Genomic DNA, 18,427 nt, shown 5'->3' on the forward strand with positions numbered 1-18,427 from the left:
ATAGACACTTGAACTGAAAGCCATATTTGAAGGGGTTTTCATATTTGTCGAACGACTTTTTCACCTTAGATTCCACAAATCTGTTGAGAAAAAAGTGCTTGACAGCGAAAAACCCACATCAATAGTGGAAATGTTATAAGTGACGGATAACATGTGGAAAAATACAATGTTAAGGAATGTTAAGCAGAAGTTATTGAGGGCTTGGGCTTTTTTTGTCAACACGTTTTCCACATCGTAATTGTTGAAAACTATTCAATTTGGGACATAAGTTTCAGATAATAAAAATGACAGAAATGATGCATTTCTCTGATGCTTATCTGAAGAGGCTTTTAAAGTATTTAACAAATATTTCGTCATCCGCACAGTGTTGAAAAGCAAAGCAGTTTATCCTGATGCCTATATTAACTGTGTTGAAAACCATCGAGACAGTAGACGTTAATGGAGTAATGGCTTGCACAAGGGGAAAAACTGTTTAATCACACTAAGAGTTTGTTTGTGTATAAACGTCTATGTACCATAAAGGCACTTTGTGTCTCCACATTTATAAAGTGATTGGATTGCAAATTTTAGATTGTTATGAAAAGAGCTGAAGTTATTTTGATAAAGTAAGATTGTGTCCATAGTAAATACGATAGGGTGTACTGGTATATAAAAAAAAGGAGCCGTTTCCGGCTCCTTTTCAAAGTGCTGTATCTTGAAATATTGATTAACGTTTGGAGAACTGGGGGCTCTTCCTTGCTTTGGGAAGACCGGGTTTTTTCCTTTCCACAGCTCTTGCATCCCTTGTAAGGAATCCTTCCTTTTTAAGGGCTGCCCTGAATTCTGCATCGAACTCAGTGAGGGCTCTTGCGAGTCCGTGCCTGATGGCACCTGCCTGTCCGCCTTTACCGCCGCCTTTTACTGTTACAAGAATGTCGAACTTTTTCTCAACATTCAGTTTAGCGAGGGGCTGAAGGCTTATCTGAATGAGCGAATCCCTCTGAAAATATGCTGAGGGTTCTTTTCCGTTGATAGTTACGCTTCCGTTTCCGGGTTTGATGAAAACTCTTGCTATAGAGGTTTTTCTTCTACCGGTTCCGTAGTTGTATCCAGCCATGAACTGCCTCCTAAAGCTCTAATTTTTCAGGCTGTTGAGCCTCATGGGGGTGAGCGTCACCGCTGTAGATTTTAAGCTTCTTCAGCATGGCACTGCCAAGTCTTGTTTTAGGAAGCATACGTTTAACAGCGAGTCTTATTACTTCTTCAGGTTTTTTATCGAGCATTTCTTCAAGTCTTCTTTCTTTAAGACCGCCGATGTAGCCTGTGTGTCTGTAGTATTTTTTTGAAAGCATTTTTGTGCCTGTAACCGCAAATTTTTCAGCGTTTACAACGACAACAAAGTCTCCCGTGTCAATTGTGGGAGTGTACTGGGGTTTGTTTTTCCCCATAAGGATCATGGCTATATTGCTTGCGAGTCTGCCGAGAACAAGTCCGTCAGCATCTACAAGGAACCATTTTTTTTCGAGTTCATCAGGTTTTGCCCAATAGCTCTTCATTTTTACATCCTCTTTATTACAGCAGCCGGCAAACTAGGGAGCAGGCTTTTGTGATAATCCGTTAATTTTGGTCCAAGCGTACTGCTTAGAAGCCTTTCCTGCGTTCTTTGATTCTCGCAGCTTTGCCTCTGAGGTTTCTCATGTAGTACAGGCGAGCCTGTCTTACTTTACCTGCGCGTTTAACTTCGAGGCTTTCAATCCTGGGAGAGTAGAAGGGGAAAATCCTTTCCACACCGATGTCACCAACCATCTTTCTAACAGTGAAAGTAGAAGATGCACCGTTACGGTGAATTCTTATTACAAGTCCTTCGTAGGGCTGAACACGTTCCTTGTTTCCTTCCACGATTCTGAAGTTTACCTTCACAGTATCGCCGGGACGGAAAGAAGGAAGCTCTTTCTTTATCTGTTCAGCTTCGATAGACGCGATCAGTTTGTTTTTCACAACAGACCTCCTGAGTTCCTGTTCAATCTGTCTAGTATAATTGCCACAGCGCTCCGCACGGAAAGGTGATTAAATTCACCTGTGCCGTCAATCGGCTGGAGAATATTGTCCGCCATGCGGAAAATATCTTCCGTAAAGCCCCAACCCGTTCCGAACATGAGAAGGCATGGTTCATCAAGGGAGGCTTGCGCCAACTGCGGATAGCTTATATTGGCTCTATCGGTTCGTGCGGTAGTGGCAACAATGCGGGGTCGTTGTCCTTCCACACGTTCGATTTCTTCCAAAACTTCCATAAGGCTTTCTTTAAGGGCTGTGCCCATAAAAGCCTGTTTTCTGTTTGCGTTGTAAGTCGCACCGTAACCTTCCAGCCAGTGGTCTATGACCCTGGATGCGATTTCGCGCTGGGCTGAGAGGGGGGTGACTACAAAGTATTTTCTGACACCGTAGGTGGTGCAGCTTCTGGAGATGTCATGCAGATCCATATTTGTGATGGAGGTTGCAACAACATCCTTCTCCTTATCTTTCATCGGATAATGAAGAAGAGCTACATATAACCTTCTGGATTTTATTTTGTCAAGTGTTAGTTTGCGTAAAAAAGCTCTGTCTTGATCATTCAGCGGGGCTTCCTGAAGAAGATCGGGTCTTCTTTCAAAGGTAATTTTGAGAGACTGCTCTCTCCGCCAGCGGTCGATTTCCGCATGGTTACCGTTCATGAGAACTTCCGGCACGCTAAGTCCTTCGTATTCCGATGGTCTTGTGTAGTGCGGATATTCAAGAAGCCCTGTGGAATAAGAATCTTCAACGGAGGAGTTCTCATCACCGAGAACACCCGGAATGAGCCTCGCCACAGAGTCGATCACTGTCATTGCGGCAAATTCGCCGCCGGTGAGTATAAAATCTCCGAGAGAAAGTGATTCATCTACCACGAGATCATATATTCTTTCGTCTGCGCCTTCGTACCTTCCGCATATAAATGTGAGACTTTCATATTCAAGGAGCCTTTCGGCCTCTTTCTGATTAAATCTTCTGCCTCTGGGATCAAGCATGATAACCCTTGTTGAAGGGTCGTTTTTTTTGAGCGCCCTTACAGATTCCACAACGGGTTCAGCCTTCATTACAAGACCGTGTCCGCCGCCGAACTGGCAGTCATCTGTTTTGCGGTGTTTATCGTAGGCGTGTTCTCTTATATCAAATGCATTTATTTCGAGTATGCCTTTTTCTGCGGCTTTGGAGATTACTCCGAAGGAAAATGGGGCTTTAGCCATTTCCGGAAAGATTGTGAGGATGTTATATCTCTTCACTTATAAGTCCTGCGCTGTTGACTGTGATCCGTCTGTTTGCGGTATCTATTTTAAGCACGTGATGTTCATTGTTGGATACCATCCAGCTTTTACTGCCTTCGGTAATAATGAATACATCATTGCTGCCTGTTTCCATGTAATCGGTGAGCCTGCCTATGTAGTTTCCGTTTTCATCCACTACTTCGGCGTTTTCTATTTTATGCCAGTAGACGTTTCCTTCATCCTCTTCGGGAAGGACATCTTCAGGTATAACAACATCAAGCCCTTTGAGAGCCTGAGCCTGTTCCTTTGTTTCGATACCTTTGACCTGAACAAGGATCGCACTGCCGTGTTCGTGCATGTATTCTATCTCATATGAGCCTTTTATGACTCCGTCACGGGCTGTCATAAGGTACAGCATATCCCCGTAAAGCTGCGGATTATCCGTATTTGGGGCAATTCTGATTGTTCCGTCCAGTCCGTGTGAACCGGTTATGAACCCGACTCTTACAAAATTCATTTTTTACCTTGGAATATTCAAAGACTTTTTTTTATAAAAGAGGAAGCCGCTTTCTTTAAAGAAAAAAATTCAGCCGGAGTTTGCTCCGGCCGAATTTCCGGATTTTGTTCAAATGCCGTAACCCTTCTTATGTTTTCGATCCCGCCGACCAAAAAAAAGAAAGGGGGTTCGGTATTAATCTTCGAGGATTTCAAGAACCACTTTTTTGCCTGCCTTAACACCTGAGGCGTTAAGGATAGTTCTGATGGCTTTAGCGGTTCTGCCCTGCTTTCCGATTACCTTACCGAGGTCGCCGTTGTCCACGCGAAGTTCAATGATTGATGCTTTTTCCCCTTCAACTTCTTCGATTCTGACGGCGTCCGGTTTGTCCACGAGCGATTTGACGATGAATTCTACGAGTTCCTTCACGGCTTCACCTCTTCTGATATAGTTTTACTCAGGCACCGGTTTCGTGGAATTTCTTTATAATGCCTTCTTTTGAGAGAAGATTTTTAGCGGTGTCAGTGGGTATTGCGCCGACTTTAAGCCATTTAAGGGCTTTTTCTTCATCAATTTTTACTTCAGCGGGTTCTGTGATGGGGTTGTAGTACCCGAGGATTTCGATGAAGTTACCGTCTCTTCTTTCTCTGCTGTCTGCTACTACTATTCTGTAGAAAGGTCTTTTTTTGCGACCCATTCTCATGAGTCTGATCTTTGTTGCCACTAGATGTACCTCCGTGATTTACATATTTTTAAAAATATCTTTCATATTCATTTTGCTCAGGTCTTTGCCGGAGCCTAATTTTTTCTTCATGCGTTTCATCATCTTGTTCATCTGCTCAAGCTGCGTGCAGAGCTTGTTGATGTCGTTTACTGATGAACCGCTTCCTCTGGCTATGCGTTTTTTCCTGCTGGAGTTAAGAACTTTAGCATTTTTACGCTCATGAGGAGTCATTGACTGTATGATAGCCTCTATGCGTTTAAGCTGTTTATCGTCCACGTTCATCGGACCTGCAGCCGAGAGTCCGGGTATGAGCCGCATAATGCTTTCGAGGGAGCCCATACGCTTGATCATCTTAAACTGCTTCAGCATGTCTTCAAAATCCAGACCTTTTTTCTGGATTTTGCTTGCCAGATCGTCCGCCTCATCAGGGTCAATGGCGTCCTGCGCTCTTTCCACAAGAGAAACAATATCGCCCATTCCGAGGATTCTGGATGCCATTCTGTCCGGATAGAACTGTTCAAAGTCTTCCAGTTTTTCTCCGATGGCTATGAATTTAAGGGGCTTGCCCGTAACTTCCTTGATTGAGAGAGCCGCACCGCCTCTGGCATCACCATCCATTTTAGTGAGGATAATGCCTGTTGCGTCAAGTTTGTCGTTGAATGTCTTTGCGACAGTCACCGCATCCTGACCTGTCATGGCGTCCGCAACGAAAAGAATTTCATCGGGATTCACGGCGTCTTTTGTTCTTACAAGCTCGTCCATGAGTGTTTCATCAATATGGAGACGGCCTGCGGTATCTATGATCATAAGATCTTTTGCTGTTTTTTTTGCGTGTGCAAGGGCGTCTGTGGCGATTTTTACAACGTCTTTCGTGTTTCTGTCGGTATAAACATCAGCCTTAATTTGTTTACCCAGAACTTCAAGCTGATCTATGGCCGCCGGTCTGTACACGTCCGCAGCAACAAGAAGGACAGATTTGCCCGTTTTCATGAAAAACTTGGCAAGCTTGCCGGATGTGGTTGTTTTACCCGCACCCTGAAGACCCGCCATCATTATAATTGTGGGCGGCTTAGAGTTGAGGTTTATTTTCGCAGCGGGATCATCACCGCCGAGAACATTCACCAGCTCGTCATGCACTATTTTTATGAAAACCTGATCAGGGGTGAGGCTTTTGAGAACCGCTTCGCCGAGGGCTTTTTCACGGACATTTTCTATGAAGCGTTTAACTACCTTGAAGTTTACATCAGCTTCCAGAAGAGCGATACGCACCTGCTTGAGGGCATCCTGTATATTCTCTTCCGATATGCGTATCTGTTTACGCATACCTTTAAATACTGCGGTAAGTTTCTCATTCAAAGTGTTGAACATTGTCCGTTTTTACCTTCCTGACGCGCTAAAGCGCAAAAATACGCACCTTTCCCGTGTGGATGCGGGAACTAAAATTTATATGTGAAAGGGGCGTGTCTGTCAACCGTTTTTATAGGCTTCGCCGGAAGGAGAGAGGAAAGAGCGGTGCCGCCATCGGAGGAAGCACCGCCTGTTTTTTCAGTCTTTATTGATAATCTGTTCGGCTCTGACAAGAGCTTTTGATATATGAACTGTTACGTTTTCACTGCCTATTTCTTCGAGAAATCCCATTTTTTTCAAGGCTTTATATGGCTGTTCCTGCACTCCTGATAAAACAAGGGACATTCCGCTGTTTCTGCATTTATGGTTAAATTCTTCAAGGGCATGGATGCCTGTTGCATCAATGGCAGGCACTTTACGCATTCTTAGTATGAATACCTTCGGCGATTTCTGGAGAAATGCCAGCATTCCCGCCAGCCTGTCAGCTACACCGAAGAAGAACGGTCCATCAATTTCATATATTTCAACACCGTCAGGAACGTTGTATTTTGATATTCTGTCAGGATCGTACTTGTTTTCTGCATAGTTCTCTCCGGTGAGGTAGTCCACATGGGTGACATCACTCATACGCTTCATAAAAAGCAGAGCCGCAAGGACGACACCAACCTGAACGGCAACTGTCAGATCCACAAAAACGGTGAGAAGAAATGTCAGTACAAGAACCCCGCTGTCGCTTTTCGGTGCATTTAAAAGTCTGCGGAAGCTTTTAAGCTCGCTCATATCCCACGCAACAATGAACAGGACACCTGAAAGAGCTGCAAGGGGGATTCTTTCCGCAAGACCTGACAGGAACAATACAAATATAAGTACGGTAATGGCATGTATTATACCTGATACAGGTGTTCTTGCCCCTGTTTTAATATTGGTTGCTGTTCTTGCTATGGCTCCTGTTGCGGGCATTCCTCCGAAAAAGGCAGACATTATGTTTGCCGTTCCCTGCGCTACAAGTTCTGTGTTTGATCTGTGTCTGCTGCCTGTCATACCGTCAGCTACTACGGCTGAGAGGAGTGATTCAACTCCCGCCAGCAGCGCTATTGTTATTGCATCGGGAAAAACAGCACGTATTTTTTCTATGCTGAATGTAGGTATTTCAGGCATTGGAAATGTTGAAGGGAGCGAGCCGAACCGATCGCCCACTGTTTCCGCAGGTATTCCGAATATCCATGCAGCAGCAGTAAGACTTGCGATTGCAGCAACATGGGCAGGAATTCTCGGTGCAAACTTTCTCACAGAGACTATTATGGCGACTGTAGCCAGTCCGACACCGGTAGCATACGGGTTGAGAGTGCCGAAATTCAGGAAATAAGCCATCCATTTTTCGTGGAATTCAGGCGGCATTTTTTCGATTGTCAGCCCGAAAAAATCTTTAACCTGTGTTGAAAAAATAACCAGAGCTATTCCCGCTGTAAAGCCGGTGGTGACAGGATAGGGGATGAACTTGATATAAGAACCCACCCTTATCAGCCCCAATATAACAAGGAGAATGCCGGCTATTATAGTGGCAAGGATCAGCCCGTCGTAGCCGTGTTTTTCTATCACGGCATATATAATGATGACAAACGCTCCGGTGGGTCCGCCTATCTGATAGCGGCTGCCGCCAAGAAGCGAGATGAAAAAACCTGCGATAACTGCGGTGAAGAGCCCTTTATCGGGCGTGGTTCCGCTGGCGATTGCAAACGCCATGGCAAGGGGGATCGCAACGATGCCTACAGTGAGACCGGAGAAAAAGTCCCGTCTCAGTGTTTCTGCGCCGTAACCTTTTTTAAGTTCGGTGAGCAGACTGGGTTTTAGTGATGTACTGTCCATACCTGCACCTAATTAATAATATATAAGTTGTGAAGCATACTCCTCATTATACAAAACTGCAACATACTCTTAATGATAAATATCTCAAAACATCCATTGAAAAAGATAGAACAGGTGTTATTTTTTAATCTATGAGAAAATTCGCTGTAATTCCCTTACTGTTTATAATATTTGCATGTGCATCCTTTGAACCTGAAATTGTAAATCAGGGTGCAGTTTACGAGATGAGAGGCTTTGAACTGAGCCTTGAAGACAATGTTCTGACAGTTAAAAATACATATTCAGAGAAAGTTTCACGTCTTCAGGTAGATGCTGAATATATTAAGGACGATGCCGTTATAGGTACATTTGTCAGTGTGGGCATAGCTCTTGAACCGGAAGGAGTGAGAAATTACACGCTTGTAATACCGCAGGGTACTGATAAAGTGAAAGTCTCTTACAGGGAGTACCCCTACGGAGAAGAGAGTGGCTCTCTTTTTATTCCGAACACCGGCAGAGTTGGTAAAACCGGTGCAGTTTATTTCATTCTTAAGAATTAGTTCCTTTTTAGTTCTGTTTTTAGCCAGTTGCTGATTAAAAATTAATCAGCATTTTCCCTTCCATTTTTTTAAATATCTCTTAAATCTTTGTTGTTAATCGTAAAACACTTCTTGGCACATCTGTTGCTTTCATAAGAACATCACCGGAATAAGGAGGAGTTTTTATGAAGCTGATAAAAGCGATCATCAAGCCTCACATGCTTGAAGAGGTTAAGGAAGCTCTCGCTGAGCTTGGAATTACAGGTATGACCGTATACGAAGTTAAAGGATACGGCAGGCAGAAAGGGCACAACGAACTCTACAGAGGCGCTGAGTACCGTATCGATTTCGTTCCCAAAATTATGATGGAAGTAGTGGTTTCCTCCGACATAGCGGCGAAGGTCGTAAAAACCATAAACGATTCAGCTAAAACAGGCAAAATCGGTGACGGCAAAATTTTTGTTCTCCCTGTTGATGAATCCGTCAGGATCAGAACAGGTGAAACTGGAATTGAGTCGCTTTAATTCCGCAGACAGGTGCAAGGAGGATATATGAGAAAAATTATTATAATGCTCGGACTGGTGCTTATGGCAGCATCCGGCTTCGCAGACGAAGAACCTCTTACTCTTGAAGGGGTTCAGGCTTCAGTAGATGCGGTACAGGCTAACGCCGACTGGCTCTGGACACTTATAGCGGCATTCATGGTCTTTTTTATGCAGCTTGGTTTCGCAATGGTTGAAACCGGCTTCACCAGAGCAAAAAACGCCGTAAACATAATTATGAAAAACCTTCTGGATTTTTCCATGGGCGCAATCGGCTACTGGGCTGTGGGCTTTGCTCTTATGTTCGGTGCCACAACCACAGGCTTTTTCGGTACTGAAGGCTTTTTCCTTTCCAACTGGGATATGCAGGACCACTGGACACTTGCTTTCTGGATTTTCCAGACAGTTTTCTGCGCCACAGCGGCTACAATCGTTTCAGGAGCTATGGCAGAGAGAACTAACCTGAAAGCTTATCTCCTTTTCAGCCTTGTGATGACAACAATTATCTACCCCATCGCAGGCAGCTGGTACTGGGGTTCACTCTTCCACGGTGAAGGCTGGATAGAAGCATTCGGATTCATAGATTTCGCCGGCTCAACAGTTGTTCACTCTGTTGGCGGCTGGGCTGCTCTCGCAGGTGCTATAGTCGTGGGACCCAGAATAGGTAAATTTGCCAAAGACGGCTCCGTAAGAGCCATACCCGGACACAACATTCCCCTCGCTACTATCGGTGTTTTTATACTGTGGTTCGGCTGGTACGGATTCAACGTTGGTTCTGAAACTGCTGCCGACACTGCACTTCCCCTTATCGCTGTGAACACAACACTTGCTCCCGCTGCCGGAGTTCTTGTGGCACTTTTTACAACTGTATTTCTTTACAAAAAATTCGATGCTGGTATGTCTCTCAACGGCGCTCTTGCAGGTCTTGTGGGTATTACAGCGGGTTGTGCTAATGTTACCCCTGCCTACGCAGTTCTCATAGGTGCAATAGCAGGATGCCTTGTAGTGTTCAGTGTTATATTCTTTGACAAAATCAGAGTGGATGACCCGGTTGGTGCGATATCTGTACACGGTGTATGCGGTGTGTGGGGTACTCTTGCTGCTGGTCTTTTCAACTATGACTTTGAAGCAGGCGCACTCAGCCCTGTTATACTGCCCCAGATAATCGGTATAGTTGCCGCTTTCGTATGGGCATTCGGCGTATCATTCATCGTCTTCAAAATAATCAATATCTTCATAAAAGTGAGAGTTTCTGAAACTGAAGAGCTTGAAGGTCTTGATAAACACGAACACGGTGTGGACGCTTACCCTGAGTATGCAAAATCACTTATAAAATAGCAAATATCAATAGAATAGTCTGCCTAAGGCAGGCTACCTGACCGTTACATTGCCCTCTTTCCGCCACGGAGAGAGGGCTTTTTTTACTCTACGGGGAGTGTGATTGAAAAAACAGCGCCTTCGGATGAATTTTCGATATTAAGCTTGCCGTGCATCTTGTCTTCGATGATTGTTTTTGAAAGGTAGAGACCGATTCCTGTACCGCTGTCATTTTTTGTGGTGAAGTAGGGTTTGAAAAGCTTTTTCATTACATGGGGATTTATCCCGATACCGTTATCAGTTATGCTTATGCGGCATTTTCTTTCCTGCCTCATAACTTCGATATCTATTCGTCCCTGAGCGATTTTGAAAGATGGGTCGTTCTCACGCCGCTGGAGAATGGCATCTTTTGCGTTTACCATAAGATTCAGAATAACCTGCTTAAATTCATTCCGGTAGCCTGTGGTTTCGGCACATGTTCCGTCTGTATTCATGGATACAGAGATGTTGCATGCCTTAAGCTGCGGGCTGATAATTGATATTATCTCTTCAATAGAACTGGTTATTTTAAATGACCGGGGTGTCTTCTGCGGAATGAAAAAACGTCTGAAATCGTCCACTGTGGCACTCATGAAAAGGATCTGTGAGTTGATGGCATCTATGTGGTTTTCTATAATGGAGGAATTAAGCTCTCCGTGGTCAAAGTCATCACCTATGGTTTGGGCAATTATGGCGAGTGTATTAAGCGGCTGCTTCCATTGATGTGCGATGACACCGAGCATTTCACCCATTGCAGCCATCTTCGACTGCTGTATCAGAAGTTTTTCCTGTTTTTTCTGTTTTTTCTTAAGCTTGCTGATTTCGGAAATGTTTTCAAAAAAAACAATGAATAGATCTTTTTCACCCGCACTCTTTAATTCTGCTGCATCAGCCTTGAACTTGAGCTTTCTTCCTGCTGTATCAATGAATTTGAGTTTTTTTGTGCCTGAATCAGGCTCTGTGAGCATTCGGTTGAGTTTTTCAAAGCTTTTGGGAGTGAGCAAAACTTTAATATTATCAAAGGAAAGACTGTTTTCTTCATGATTAAATATTTCCCTGAAACTGGGACTCGAACGGAGAATGTTCCCCTCTTTATCCAGCATGCAGAAAGCAGGAGCTGATATGCGGAAATACTCATGAGCCGCCGCAGAGGCGATTTTTTCAGAGATATTTGCCGAATAGTCAGATTCATTTGTTTCTGTTTTGCTTTTCAATGAAGGGCTCCGTTAGCTATCGGATAGTTAGATACACGCTAACTTGTTATTTGTAAATACTATGTTTAAGTTAGTCAATATAAAGATAATTTGAAATTTAGCCAGTGTATAATTATTCTTTCTTTGAAAAGAGTAAAATCTGACTTTTTGATATAATAAAACTTGACACGAATAGACTAAGGTATATTTTGTATATTGTTAATACACTATACCTATGGAGGTGGAAAATGCTTAAAAGACGTGACGAAGTTTTCTTCTCTCCCTTCAGAAGCCTTTTGGATCTCAACAGGGAGATGAGCAAATTTCTGGACAGGTTCGGTGATGACGAATCCATGCCCGGCGGGTTCAAACCAGATGTTGATATCGTGGAGAAGAACGGGCAGCTGGTTGTAACGGCTGACCTGCCGGGAATGGAAGAAAAGGATATTGAAGTCACCATCAACGACGGCGTTCTCTCTGTAAAAGGTGAGAGAACCGAAGAAAAAGAGGAAACCGAAAAAGGCTTTCACAGGCGTGAAAGGGTTTTCGGAAAATTTGTGAGACAGTTCGCACTTCCCAAAGGAGCGGATGCCGATAATGTCAGGGCGGTTTTTAAGAAAGGCGTCCTTGAAGTTAAAATTCCTCTGAAAGCTGTTGCGGAAGAAAAGAGAGTTCAGATCGAAGCTAAATAACAAAATCCCCCGGAAATCCGGGGGATTTTTATTTTAAGATTTAATTCCTATACATTTTTTTCAGCGGGCTTTTTCTTTGCCGCTGCTTTCTTTGGCGTTGCTGCCGGTTTTTCTTCCACTGTTTTTTCGTCCGCAGGTTTGGGCGGAGCAGGAAGCAGGGCTATTTCAGCCACTTCTTCAAACTTCTCAACAGGGATAATCTCAAGAGAGCTTTTTACATACTTAGGCATGCTCACAAGGTCTTTCTCATTCTTTTTGGGAATGAGTACCTTGGTTATCCCGTGTCTTTTTGCTGCAAGCAGTTTCTCTTTCAGTCCGCCGATTGGGAGAACTTTTCCCGTAATGGTTATCTCCCCTGTCATGGCAACTGACTTATGGATTGCTCTGCCTGTGAAAACAGAGAGAAGGGCAGTCCCCATTGTAATCCCTGCGGATGGTCCGTCCTTGGGGATAGCTCCGGCGGGAACGTGTACGTGTATATCATACTTGTTGAAGTCCTCGGGATCGACACCGTATCGTGAGGCGATTGTTCTCACATAGGTGTATGCTGCACGGGAGGATTCCTTCATCACATCACCAAGCTGCCCTGTAACAAGGAGATTTCCCTTACCCGGATACTTGGTGCATTCGATAAAGAGGACATCTCCGCCTACAGGGGTCCATGCAAGACCTGTGGCAGTACCTACTTCATTATCCTTAAGCTCTTCATCGTCCATGAACTTTACTGCTCCGAGGAACTTCTCTGCGAGAGAAGGGGTAATGCTGTAGGTTTTTGAATGCCCTTCCACAATCTTTCGCCCGACCTTACGGCAAACTGTGCCTATGCAGCGCTCAAGGTTTCTCAAGCCGGATTCACGGGTGTAGCTTTTGATAATGTGCATTATTGCAGTCTTGGAAAACTTTATTTGCTCCGGTGTGAGTCCGTTTTCCTTTATCTGTCTGGGTACAAGGTATTTTTCTGCTATTTTGAGTTTTTCCTCTTCCGTGTAACCGGGAATCTGTATTATCTCCATCCTGTCACGGAGAGCGTGAGGGATGGGGTCAAGGTAGTTCGCAGTGGTTATGAACAGAACCTTGGAAAGATCAAAGGGCACACCGAGGAAGTGATCTACAAAGTTAACATTCTGCACCGGATCAAGCACTTCCAGAAGAGCTGATGCAGGGTCGCCTCTGAAGTCGCTTCCCAGTTTGTCTATTTCATCAAGCATTATCAGCGGGTTGTTGGTGCCTGCTGTTTTCATGCTCTGGATAATCTTACCGGGGAGAGCGCCGATGTATGTTCTTCTGTGTCCTCTTATTTCCGCTTCATCCCTCATTCCGCCGAGACTCATGCGGACATATTCTCTGCCCATTGCGCTTGCTATTGATTTGCCCAGAGATGTTTTGCCGACTCCGGGAGGTCCCACAAAGCAGAGTATGGGGCTTTTCATATCTTTTTTCAGCTTACGCAGTGCGAGGAAGTCGAGAATGCGCTCTTTGACTTCTTCCAGCCCGAAATGGTCGTCATTCAGGATCTTTTTAGCGGTTATAAGATCCAGCTTTTCTTTGCTGGCTTTACTCCATGGAAGTTCAACCAGCCAGTCAAGGAATGTTCTTGCCACTGTGGATTCCGCAGAATCAGGATGCATGCGTGCGAGTCGTTTAAGCTGTTTATCGGCTTCTTCTGCTATCGCCTTTGGCATCTTTGCTTTTTTGATCTTCTTTTCGTATTCTTCTATCTCGATCTGGAAGTCGTCTTCCTCGCCGAGTTCTTTTTTAATTGCCTTAAGCTGTTCCCTAAGGAAGTATTCCTTCTGGCTTTTATCTATTTCTCCCCGTGCCTCGTTCATGATTTTCTGCTGAACTTCGAGAATAGAGATCTCACGGGTAAGGAACTCGCTCACTTTTTTAAGGCGCTCAACTGTATCATCCTCTTCCAGAACTTCCTGAGCCTCTTCCATTTTGAGACCAAGGTTGGAGACTATGATATCCGCAAGCTTGCCTGAGTCTTCAATGGTCTCTATCACTGCAAGCAGATCAGGGAGCATTGGTTTACCGAGGCTGACAGCGTTGTGAAGCTGTTCTTTAACATGCCTGATCAGAGCTTCAGAGGCGAGGTTGCTTTCTGATGCTTCTTCACTGAAAGGTGTTATTTTCACTTTCGCAAAGGGCTTCATCTGTACGTATTCTTCAATAGTTGCTCTTTTAACACCCTGAACCAGTATCTTGATTCTTTCATCGGGCAGTTTCAGCATACGCAGAATAACAGCAACGGTGCCTACGGTGTTTATATCGCTTTCTTCGGGTTCCTCCTGCGAGGCGTCCTTCTGGCAGGCGAGAAAAATAAGCCTGTCTGTGCTGAGTGCGTCATTAACTGCGGCTATGCTGCTTTCTCTGCCTACAAACAAAGGCAGAACCATATATGGGAAAACAACTATGTCCCTTACAGGCAGCAAGGGCAATTGTTCCGGTATTTTTACATCCGATTCAAACTGTTCCACTTCACCCTCTCCTGTATCTTAGTTTTCTTCTTTTTTCAGGGTAACTGTAAGAACCCCGTTCTTAAGCAGTGCCTGTGTATTGTCTTTATCAACTGCGCAAGGAAGCTGCATTATTCTTTTAAATGGTGCAAACTCTCTTTCCGCACGTATGAAAAAAATCTGCTTGTCGGTGCAGTATCTTTTTCTTATTCCTTCTATTATAAGAAGATTTTCGTAAAGGTACACTGTAAAATCATTCACAGTCAACCCGGGCAGTTCCGCAGTGATGATTATTTCATCTCCTCTGATCATAACATCCAGAGCCGGAGTGCCTGTTTCCGTTATGGGGCTTTTGCTGCGCTCCATAAGTTTAAGAAGCTCCTCCACTTCCTTCTTCATAAGTCCGTGAATGAAGCGTATTTTTGAGATAGAGTCGCCTTCATTACTCATATGATCACCTTGTTCTGCAAAGAACCGACATTAAGTCCATCATGGCGTCTTTGGTGTCGTCCCGTGAGAGGGCAAAATGCACGGTAGCTTCAATCAGTCCGTGTTTGTTTCCGCAGTCGAACCTCTGCCCCTCGAAACGGTAGCCGTAAACGCCGCTTTTTTCAGCAACGGCATGTATTGCGTCCGTAAGCTGAATTTCGTTTCCTGTGCCTGCGGATGTGTTTTCAAGTTCGTCCATTATTTCAGGTGTAAGTATATATCTGCCTATAATAGCAAGATCGCTCGGCGGATTGTTTTTAGGTTTTTCCACCATGTAGCCCAGCTTATACAGTCTTTCATCTATCTGCTTTTCAACTTTTACTATGCCGTATTTATGGGCGTCCGCAAGGGGAACATGCATTATGGAGATTACAGGAGACTTAACCTTGTCAAATTCTTTTGTCATTTCGCCTATGACTGAAGACTTTGAAAGAATTATATCATCCGGCAGGATTACCGCAAAAGGATCACGCCCGACTATGTCTTTGGCGCAGAGTACCGCATGTCCCAGTCCTCTGGGTTCTTTCTGGCGGACATATACCACATCGCACATGTCAGAAATTTTGCGGACCTCTTTCAGCAGATCTTCCTTGCCGGCTTCCGCCAGCGCCGCTTCAAGGTTGGGATCACGGTCAAAATGATCTTCCATTGATTTCTTTGTGCGTCCGGTTACGAATATTATGCGTTCTATTCCGCCTTTTAATGCCTCTTCTACTCCGTACTGAATGAGAGGCTTGTCAATAAGCGTCACCATTTCTTTCGGGATGGCTTTAGTGGCCGGCAGAAGTCTTGTTCCGAAACCTGCAACGGGGAAAACCGCACTCCTAACTTTCATTGTATCATCCTTGATTTATTTGTGGAAAATAACTCCGGCATAGCCGACAACTCTGTCATAGTCACCGCTGACATATCCGCTGTGAGTATGCTCCACAAGTTCAGTCTCTGTGCATCCTTTAAGCTTGCAGTATGTTATAGCTGCCGCTGCGGGAACAGCCCCGCACATTGAAATATTCATCCCGGACACTGTTCTTGCAAGCTCTTTTTCATCAAGAGCAAGAACGGCTTGGAGAGCAGCATTGTCCTTACGGTCCGTAACGGACGCATTCTCAAAATGATTCATATCTGAGCTTATCACAACAAGGGTATTATCATCACAAACCTGAGCCAGAAGTTCGCCCATAGTTCTGCATGTTTCACTGCTCAGACCCATGACCGTCACGGGAGTAATCCTGATATCCGGATTAAAGTGCTTTAATATCGGAACAATAACTTCCAGAGAATGTTCATTGATATGAGCCATGGCGTCCTCTGAGCAGATGTGCGAGGATGTCAGCTTTTTTATCATATCCCCGTCCGTTTTGACATCGCCGAAGGGGGTTTCCCATCTTCCTTCCGGATAAACGGAAACACGGGCTCCGAGTCCCGTGTGATTGGGACCCATCAATATTACTCTGTCCGGAATTCTGACTCTGGAAGCTGTTTTTACAGCGGTGCTGCCGGAGTATATCCAGCCTGCGTGAGGCAGCATAACTGCCAGTGCTTCACAGGGCGGAGTGCCCGCAGTGTTTTCTGAAATAAATTTTTCCGCTTCTTCAGCGGAGGACGGGTAAAATAGACCTCTTACCGCAGCTTTTCTGAACATAACAGCCTGCCTGCTTTTTCATACCATAAGTCAGGCAGCTTGAGTGAAAGGCTGAAATAGCTGAAATCATTCAGCAGAACGATGCGTTTATCTATGACCTTATACGCCCACGGCTGCCTGTTTCTTGATATTACCAGTTCTTTAACCTTCTTAAAAGAAAACTGTTTGAGCATGGGGAAAGATTCCGCCAGAGTGTTGATATGTTCGGTGGTTTTGCTGCCGACGGTTATGAGCCTGTTTCCGTGGGCACAGACCTCAAGCCTGCTGTTTTTAGTAAAAACCACGAAAAAGTCGTTTCCGAAGGCATCCTTAATGCTGAAATCGGTATCGTACATCTGCATTTTTTCACTGCCGTTAAGTGATTCCATGTAGCCTGTGACAATAAAAGAATTCGGATACTCACTAAGGAGGGTCTGGTGAGCAACAGGTTCGCCCTGTGTGCTTTTTATATCGTGGGAATAAACCCCCAGACTGTTCATCAGGCACAAGTCGGTTATATTTCCGTTTTCAAAACCTTCGCCAAGTTCAGTGAGTGCTTTTTTTATCTTTCCGCCGTACATGAAGTTGAAAATATTTTTTTTCATTTTCATGCAGCAGTCCGCAGGAATCTCTTTCGGATTAGATGTTTTTCTTGCGGTAGAGTATGTGTTTTCATGGAAAATATGAAGATTTGCAGAGGTAATAGGCGGAAACTGATTGTTTGAAACAATACGCACACCTCTGCCGGAGAACTTTACATAATCAGCTACTTTCAGCAGGTTGGGGGTGGGGTTGAGGAATATGAAGTCAGCCATTTTCAGCTTATCGTCCTGTAGAAAGCGTCACGCTTAACAGGCTCAAGCCCCGCTGCGAGTATCATATTTTTCAGTTCATCCTCCGTAAGCCCCTGACTGCTTTTGGCTCCTGCCGCATGGGTTATGTTCTCTTTAATAATTGTGCCGTCGAGATCATCGGCCCCGAACCGCAGGGCAATCTGTGCCGTTTTCTCACCCAGCATTACCCAGTATGCCTTTATGTGGGGCACGTTGTCCAGCACAAGGCGGCTCACTGCCACTGTCATGAGATCATCCATTCCGGTTGCCGGCTTTATGTGGCTCAGGAAAGTGTTTTCCGGGTGGAAAGAGAGAGGGATAAAAGCCAGAAAGCCTTTGGTTTTTTCCTGAAGCTCCCTGATTTTTTCAAGGTGGCGCATCTTATCTTCACCAGTTTCGATATGCCCGTAAAGCATTGTTGCGTTGGTGAGAATCCCTTCTTTGTGAGCTGTTTCGTGTACTTCAAGCCATCTTTCGGCCGGTATTTTTTCTGGACAGATCTCTTTGCGGACTCTGGGCTCAAAAATTTCCGCTCCGCCGCCCGGCATCATCTCAAGCCCGGCGTTTTTAAAGCGCTTCAGAACATCAGCAACGGGCAGACCTGCGATTGAAGAGAAGTAATCTATCTCAACTGCGCTGAACGCCTTGATGGTTTTTTCAGGGAAAGCGGATTTCAGCCCTTTTATCATATCGATATAATAGCTGAATTTTTTAGACGGATGAAGCCCGCCCACAATATGCAGCTCACTGGCGTTTGCGGCTTTTGATGAAACATAGTTTATTATATCGTCTACATCCATGAACACGGCAGATTCATCACCTTCGTCTTTAGCGAAGGCGCAGAAACGGCATTTGCTCACGCATATGTCAGTATAGTTTATATGGAGGTTATTAACGTAAAAGACCTTTTTGTCCCATATAGTGCGGCGCAGCGCATCGGCCTTCTCGCCCGTAACCAGAAAATCTTCTTTGAAAAGATCGTACATACGGCTTAGATTTCCTTATCAGCAGATTATCTTACGGAAGAAAAA

At 44.7% G+C, this 18,427-nt stretch carries 20 protein-coding genes; 4 read left to right on the forward strand and 16 right to left on the reverse strand.

Annotated features, from left to right (window positions below):
* Positions 1-706: 706 nt before the first annotated feature.
* The 9 genes from rpsI to ACYRYY_RS11220 form a co-directional block, all read right to left on the reverse strand.
* Complete coding sequence (rpsI, locus tag ACYRYY_RS11180; RefSeq protein ID WP_460215690.1) at positions 707-1,096, reverse strand: 30S ribosomal protein S9; 390 nt, start codon at positions 1,094-1,096, stop codon at positions 707-709.
* Positions 1,097-1,106: 10 nt separating this feature from the next.
* Positions 1,107-1,535, reverse strand: a complete 429-nt coding sequence (gene rplM / locus ACYRYY_RS11185) for a 50S ribosomal protein L13 (RefSeq protein ID WP_460215691.1) — start codon at positions 1,533-1,535, stop codon at positions 1,107-1,109.
* A gap of 85 nt (positions 1,536-1,620) precedes the next feature.
* Positions 1,621-1,977: a 50S ribosomal protein L19 gene (rplS, locus tag ACYRYY_RS11190; protein ID WP_460215692.1), complete on the reverse strand. Its 357-nt coding sequence runs from the start codon at positions 1,975-1,977 to the stop codon at positions 1,621-1,623.
* Positions 1,974-3,278, reverse strand: a complete 1,305-nt coding sequence (gene trmD / locus ACYRYY_RS11195) for a tRNA (guanosine(37)-N1)-methyltransferase TrmD (protein WP_460215693.1) — start codon at positions 3,276-3,278, stop codon at positions 1,974-1,976. The genes rplS and trmD overlap by 4 nt, the downstream gene beginning before the upstream one ends.
* The gene (rimM, locus tag ACYRYY_RS11200) at positions 3,265-3,777 is read right to left on the reverse strand and encodes a ribosome maturation factor RimM (RefSeq protein ID WP_460215694.1); all 513 of its coding nucleotides are present in this window, start codon (positions 3,775-3,777) and stop codon (positions 3,265-3,267) included. The genes trmD and rimM overlap by 14 nt, the downstream gene beginning before the upstream one ends.
* Before the next feature lie 174 nt (positions 3,778-3,951).
* Positions 3,952-4,185, reverse strand: a complete 234-nt coding sequence (locus ACYRYY_RS11205) for a KH domain-containing protein (protein WP_128467429.1) — start codon at positions 4,183-4,185, stop codon at positions 3,952-3,954.
* Positions 4,186-4,213: 28 nt separating this feature from the next.
* The gene (rpsP, locus tag ACYRYY_RS11210; protein ID WP_460215695.1) at positions 4,214-4,480 is read right to left on the reverse strand and encodes a 30S ribosomal protein S16; all 267 of its coding nucleotides are present in this window, start codon (positions 4,478-4,480) and stop codon (positions 4,214-4,216) included.
* 18 nt (positions 4,481-4,498) lie between these two features.
* On the reverse strand, positions 4,499-5,848 hold the full coding sequence (ffh, locus tag ACYRYY_RS11215; protein ID WP_460215696.1) for a signal recognition particle protein: 1,350 nt from the start codon (positions 5,846-5,848) through the stop codon (positions 4,499-4,501).
* Between the two features lie 177 nt (positions 5,849-6,025).
* Positions 6,026-7,693 (reverse strand): SulP family inorganic anion transporter, encoded by a 1,668-nt coding sequence (locus tag ACYRYY_RS11220; RefSeq protein ID WP_460215697.1) that lies wholly within the window; start codon positions 7,691-7,693, stop codon positions 6,026-6,028.
* Between the two features lie 131 nt (positions 7,694-7,824).
* Here ACYRYY_RS11220 and ACYRYY_RS11225 point away from each other — a divergent pair, with 131 nt between their 5' ends.
* The 3 genes from ACYRYY_RS11225 (at position 7,825) to ACYRYY_RS11235 (ending at position 10,091) form a co-directional block, all read left to right on the forward strand.
* On the forward strand, positions 7,825-8,232 hold the full coding sequence (locus ACYRYY_RS11225; RefSeq protein WP_460215698.1) for a hypothetical protein: 408 nt from the start codon (positions 7,825-7,827) through the stop codon (positions 8,230-8,232).
* Positions 8,233-8,396: 164 nt separating this feature from the next.
* Positions 8,397-8,735: a P-II family nitrogen regulator gene (locus tag ACYRYY_RS11230; RefSeq protein WP_460215699.1), complete on the forward strand. Its 339-nt coding sequence runs from the start codon at positions 8,397-8,399 to the stop codon at positions 8,733-8,735.
* Between the two features lie 27 nt (positions 8,736-8,762).
* The gene (locus ACYRYY_RS11235) at positions 8,763-10,091 is read left to right on the forward strand and encodes an ammonium transporter (protein ID WP_460215700.1); all 1,329 of its coding nucleotides are present in this window, start codon (positions 8,763-8,765) and stop codon (positions 10,089-10,091) included.
* A gap of 83 nt (positions 10,092-10,174) precedes the next feature.
* Here ACYRYY_RS11235 and ACYRYY_RS11240 read toward each other — a convergent pair whose 3' ends face one another.
* Positions 10,175-11,323, reverse strand: a complete 1,149-nt coding sequence (locus ACYRYY_RS11240; RefSeq protein ID WP_460215701.1) for a sensor histidine kinase — start codon at positions 11,321-11,323, stop codon at positions 10,175-10,177.
* Positions 11,324-11,550: 227 nt separating this feature from the next.
* Here ACYRYY_RS11240 and ACYRYY_RS11245 point away from each other — a divergent pair, with 227 nt between their 5' ends.
* The gene (locus ACYRYY_RS11245; protein ID WP_460215702.1) at positions 11,551-11,994 is read left to right on the forward strand and encodes an Hsp20/alpha crystallin family protein; all 444 of its coding nucleotides are present in this window, start codon (positions 11,551-11,553) and stop codon (positions 11,992-11,994) included.
* Between the two features lie 47 nt (positions 11,995-12,041).
* Here the strand turns inward: ACYRYY_RS11245 and lon are convergent, their stop codons facing one another.
* From lon to mqnE, 6 genes are read right to left on the reverse strand one after another with little or no spacing between them, the layout of a single operon-like run.
* A complete protein-coding gene (gene lon / locus ACYRYY_RS11250; RefSeq protein ID WP_460215703.1) occupies positions 12,042-14,474 on the reverse strand; it encodes an endopeptidase La in 2,433 nt (810 codons plus the stop codon).
* Between the two features lie 18 nt (positions 14,475-14,492).
* Positions 14,493-14,903 (reverse strand): Hsp20/alpha crystallin family protein, encoded by a 411-nt coding sequence (locus ACYRYY_RS11255; RefSeq protein ID WP_460215704.1) that lies wholly within the window; start codon positions 14,901-14,903, stop codon positions 14,493-14,495.
* A gap of 4 nt (positions 14,904-14,907) precedes the next feature.
* Positions 14,908-15,777 carry a UTP--glucose-1-phosphate uridylyltransferase GalU gene (gene galU / locus ACYRYY_RS11260; RefSeq protein ID WP_460215705.1) on the reverse strand — a complete coding sequence of 290 codons (870 nt, stop codon included), beginning with the start codon at positions 15,775-15,777 and terminating at the stop codon, positions 14,908-14,910.
* A gap of 15 nt (positions 15,778-15,792) precedes the next feature.
* The gene (gene amrB, locus ACYRYY_RS11265) at positions 15,793-16,584 is read right to left on the reverse strand and encodes an AmmeMemoRadiSam system protein B (protein WP_460215706.1); all 792 of its coding nucleotides are present in this window, start codon (positions 16,582-16,584) and stop codon (positions 15,793-15,795) included.
* Positions 16,563-17,378, reverse strand: a complete 816-nt coding sequence (locus ACYRYY_RS11270) for a hypothetical protein (RefSeq protein WP_460215707.1) — start codon at positions 17,376-17,378, stop codon at positions 16,563-16,565. The genes amrB and ACYRYY_RS11270 overlap by 22 nt, the downstream gene beginning before the upstream one ends.
* 2 nt (positions 17,379-17,380) lie before the next feature.
* The gene (gene mqnE, locus ACYRYY_RS11275) at positions 17,381-18,382 is read right to left on the reverse strand and encodes an aminofutalosine synthase MqnE (RefSeq protein ID WP_460215708.1); all 1,002 of its coding nucleotides are present in this window, start codon (positions 18,380-18,382) and stop codon (positions 17,381-17,383) included.
* Positions 18,383-18,427 lie beyond the last annotated feature (45 nt).

The organism is Geovibrio sp. ADMFC3 (assembly GCF_054687035.1).

Bases quoted from the DNA above. Each gene is read 5' to 3' on its own strand.
- rpsI (WP_460215690.1), bottom strand. From the start codon at position 1,096: ATGGCTGGATACAACTACGGAACCGGTAGAAGAAAAACCTCTATAGCA.
- rplM (WP_460215691.1), bottom strand. From the start codon at position 1,535: ATGAAGAGCTATTGGGCAAAACCTGATGAACTCGAAAAAAAATGGTTC.
- rimM (WP_460215694.1), bottom strand. From the start codon at position 3,777: ATGAATTTTGTAAGAGTCGGGTTCATAACCGGTTCACACGGACTGGAC.
- ffh (WP_460215696.1), bottom strand. From the start codon at position 5,848: ATGTTCAACACTTTGAATGAGAAACTTACCGCAGTATTTAAAGGTATG.
- ACYRYY_RS11220 (WP_460215697.1), bottom strand. From the start codon at position 7,693: ATGGACAGTACATCACTAAAACCCAGTCTGCTCACCGAACTTAAAAAA.
- ACYRYY_RS11225 (WP_460215698.1), top strand. From the start codon at position 7,825: ATGAGAAAATTCGCTGTAATTCCCTTACTGTTTATAATATTTGCATGT.
- ACYRYY_RS11230 (WP_460215699.1), top strand. From the start codon at position 8,397: ATGAAGCTGATAAAAGCGATCATCAAGCCTCACATGCTTGAAGAGGTT.
- ACYRYY_RS11235 (WP_460215700.1), top strand. From the start codon at position 8,763: ATGAGAAAAATTATTATAATGCTCGGACTGGTGCTTATGGCAGCATCC.
- ACYRYY_RS11245 (WP_460215702.1), top strand. From the start codon at position 11,551: ATGCTTAAAAGACGTGACGAAGTTTTCTTCTCTCCCTTCAGAAGCCTT.
- ACYRYY_RS11255 (WP_460215704.1), bottom strand. From the start codon at position 14,903: ATGAGTAATGAAGGCGACTCTATCTCAAAAATACGCTTCATTCACGGA.
- galU (WP_460215705.1), bottom strand. From the start codon at position 15,777: ATGAAAGTTAGGAGTGCGGTTTTCCCCGTTGCAGGTTTCGGAACAAGA.
- amrB (WP_460215706.1), bottom strand. From the start codon at position 16,584: ATGTTCAGAAAAGCTGCGGTAAGAGGTCTATTTTACCCGTCCTCCGCT.
- ACYRYY_RS11270 (WP_460215707.1), bottom strand. From the start codon at position 17,378: ATGGCTGACTTCATATTCCTCAACCCCACCCCCAACCTGCTGAAAGTA.
- mqnE (WP_460215708.1), bottom strand. From the start codon at position 18,382: ATGTACGATCTTTTCAAAGAAGATTTTCTGGTTACGGGCGAGAAGGCC.